The 2,928-nt window shown below is 65.1% G+C and carries 2 protein-coding genes; both read left to right on the top strand.

Annotated elements, in window-relative coordinates; genetic code table 11:
- The first annotated feature begins 1,291 nt into the window (after positions 1-1,291).
- A complete protein-coding gene (gene sat / locus JSV65_14805) occupies positions 1,292-2,458 on the top strand; it encodes a sulfate adenylyltransferase (protein UCH33818.1) in 1,167 nt (388 codons plus the stop codon).
- Positions 2,455-2,928 (top strand): alkaline phosphatase family protein (locus tag JSV65_14800; protein UCH33817.1); only part of this gene is annotated, 474 nt, incomplete at its 3' end. The genes sat and JSV65_14800, both read left to right, overlap by 4 nt.

Raw genomic sequence — 2,928 nt, 5'->3', positions numbered from 1 at the left:
GCATGGGTAGCCGGACAATCGTTGGTTTGCATGAGTAGGTGCACGCGCTGTGTGCAGCAGTGAACCGCATTCCAGACTTAGATGGGCTGGGCGCCACCTCTTGCTCGCGCTGGTGATCCTGGTCGTACTTGGGTGGCTGGCCCTTGTTGCGTTGGCGCCACTGTTGCCAGGAGCAAGATGGCTCGGTGAGCGCACTCCCGTCTGGGCGGTATGCGCCGGTGTCCTTCTGGTTGTGCTTGCTCTGGCGGCTCCTCGCCTGGTCAACCTTCTCTGCAGACGTGGAGTGCTGCGAAAAGGGCGCCTCGACACTTGGGCCCTCCGCGCTGCCGTAGCTGCGTTTGCGATCGGGCTGCCGCTCATCGAGGTGTGGCTCCACTACCGCCTCCCGTTGCTCTTACAGGCGGGATGGGCCGCGTTGTTGCTCTACCTGTTCTGGGGGGTAATCCGAGAGTCGCGGCAATGTCAGCGACATGAGACTTGACTCGTGAGCGAGAAGACAAAGGATTCGGCGGGGACGAGTCTGGCGACAACCAGGAACACTCACCTATTTGCGCCAGTGACACGTACTGCGTGCTTTCGCGGACACACGACTTAGCTCCCGTGAGCGGATGGACGCGGGGCGCTCGCCGTTTCTGCTCAACACCGTGCCGAGTGCGCGCCCACAGTCATCGCGGTCGCTGTGTTTCCACCCCGCCCCGCCATCCCATCCGCCACGGCGTGAGGTGACCGGGCGGCCGCAGAGGGCCGCCCCTACGAAACGCGAATCGGCGCCCATCCGCCGAATCCTTGTAACGGCTAGGCCCGATAGGTCGGGCCGCTGTGGCGGTCCGGGATTCGCGGCCCTAGCCATCTGTGGATGAATCCGTCTCCGCGCACTCGGCGTCCTCGGCGGTTGGTATCCGGATGTCGCGGGCGGCAGAGGGCCAGCCCTACAAGTGCCTCGCCGGTACCAGCGCTTGAGATTCACACTCTCCGCCGCCCACCTCCGGGCTTGCCCGCCTCCCTCGCATTGGATATAATGAAACAGCGGTATGCGCTTTGGGTCCGCTCGCTCCGGCGCCGGCCGGCGTGCTTCGAGCACGGCGCTCCGGCGCCGACGGCCGCACGCGAGGGATTTCCCCTTCTGGGCGAGAAGATACAGTTTCTGCCCCTATCGAGGTCCGTGCAATGGGGAAGGACGCCAGGCATGGCGGCGCCGAAGACGGACCTCGTCCGGAAGAGTCTGCGGGCATTGCTGCAGCACCGGCAATACCCGCAGGCTCTGTACACGATAGGTAAGGACGGAGAGTCTATGATTGCGCCACACGGCGGAAGGCTGGTTGACCGGATAGTCGTCGGCAAGGAGAAGGAGGCGCTGGAACGACGCGCCCCCGATCTCCCGCGGCTCGTGCTCAACAGCCGCGAGCAGAGCGACCTCGAGATGATCTCCACCGGCGCCATGAGCCCCCTCGAGGGCTTCATGTGCCTCGACGACTACACGAGCGTCCTCGACAACATGCGCCTCGCCAAAGGCCTGCCCTGGGCGATCCCGATCACCCTCGCAGTCAAGGAAGGCGACGGCGGGGAATATGCCGAGGGCTCGGACATCGCCCTGTACGGCGAAGAGGGTGGCCTGCTCGGCGTGCTCCACCTCGAGGAGAAGTACGAGGTGGACAAGGAGCACGAGGCCAAGATGGTGCTCCAGACCGCCGACGATGCGCATCCCGGCGTCCAGTACCTCGCCACGATCGGCGGCGTCTATCTCGGCGGCCGCGTCTCCGTGGTCAGCCGGCCTCAGCACAGCGACTTCAACAACTTCCGCCTCGACCCCAAGGAGACGCGCGTCCTGTTCAAGGTCCGCGGTTGGAATACGATCGCCGCGTTCCAGACCCGCAACCCCATCCACCGCGCGCACGAGTACCTCCAGAAGTGCGCCCTGGAAATTGTGGACGCGCTGCTCATCCATCCGCTGATGGGAGAGACCAAGAGCGACGACATCTCGGCCGAGGTGCGGATGCGCTGCTACCTCACGCTGATGGAGAACTACTACCCCAAGGATCGTGTCGCAATCTCCGTGTTCCCGGCGGCGATGCGCTACGCCGGCCCGCGCGAGGCGATCTTCCACGCCGCGGTGCGCAAGAACTACGGCTGCACGCACCTCATCGTCGGGCGCGACCACGCCGGCGTCGGCAAGTACTATGGCACGTATGATGCCCAGTACATCTTCCGCGAGTTCGACCCCGCCGAGATCGGCATCACGCCCCTATTCTTCGACCACGCCTTCTTCTGCAAGCGCTGCGGCAACATGGCCTCGACCAAGACGTGCCCGCACGGCCAGGATGACCACGTCTTCCTCAGCGGGACGCAGGTCAGGGAGATGCTGGCGCGCGGCGAGATGCCGCCCCCCGAGTTCACGCGGCCCGAGGTCGCGCGCGTCCTGATGGAAGCCCCCCACGAGGGAGCGGAACCGGCCCGATGACCGCAAGCGGAAGCAAGCTCCTCGTCTTCGGCCTCGACTGCGCCACGCCGCAGTTCGTCTTCGACCAGTGGCGCGACGAACTGCCCGTCCTTTCATCGCTCATGAAGCAGGGCGTGTGGGGCAAGCTGCGCTCGACGGTGCCGCCGATCACCGTGCCCGCCTGGACCTGCATGATGACCTCGCAGGATCCCGGCATGCTCGGGCTCTACGGCTTCCGCAACCGCCGCAGCTACGGCTACGAAGACCTTTACATCGCCAACGCCAAGTACGTCAAGGCGAAGACAGTGTGGAATTACCTCTCGCGGCAGCGCATGCCCTCCCTCATCTTCGGCGTCCCGCAGACCTACCCGCCGAAACCGCTCAACGGCATGCTCGTCGCGAGTTTCATGACGCCGGGCAAGGACGTCCAGTACACCTACCCCGACGAGATCAAGGCCGAACTCGACCGGGTCGCCGACGGCGACTACATC

It is taken from the genome of Armatimonadota bacterium, from assembly GCA_020354555.1.
Taxonomy (GTDB): Bacteria; Armatimonadota; Hebobacteria.
The sequence above is the reverse complement of the archived record's forward strand: the minus strand, read 5'-3'. Positions and strand labels throughout refer to the sequence as shown.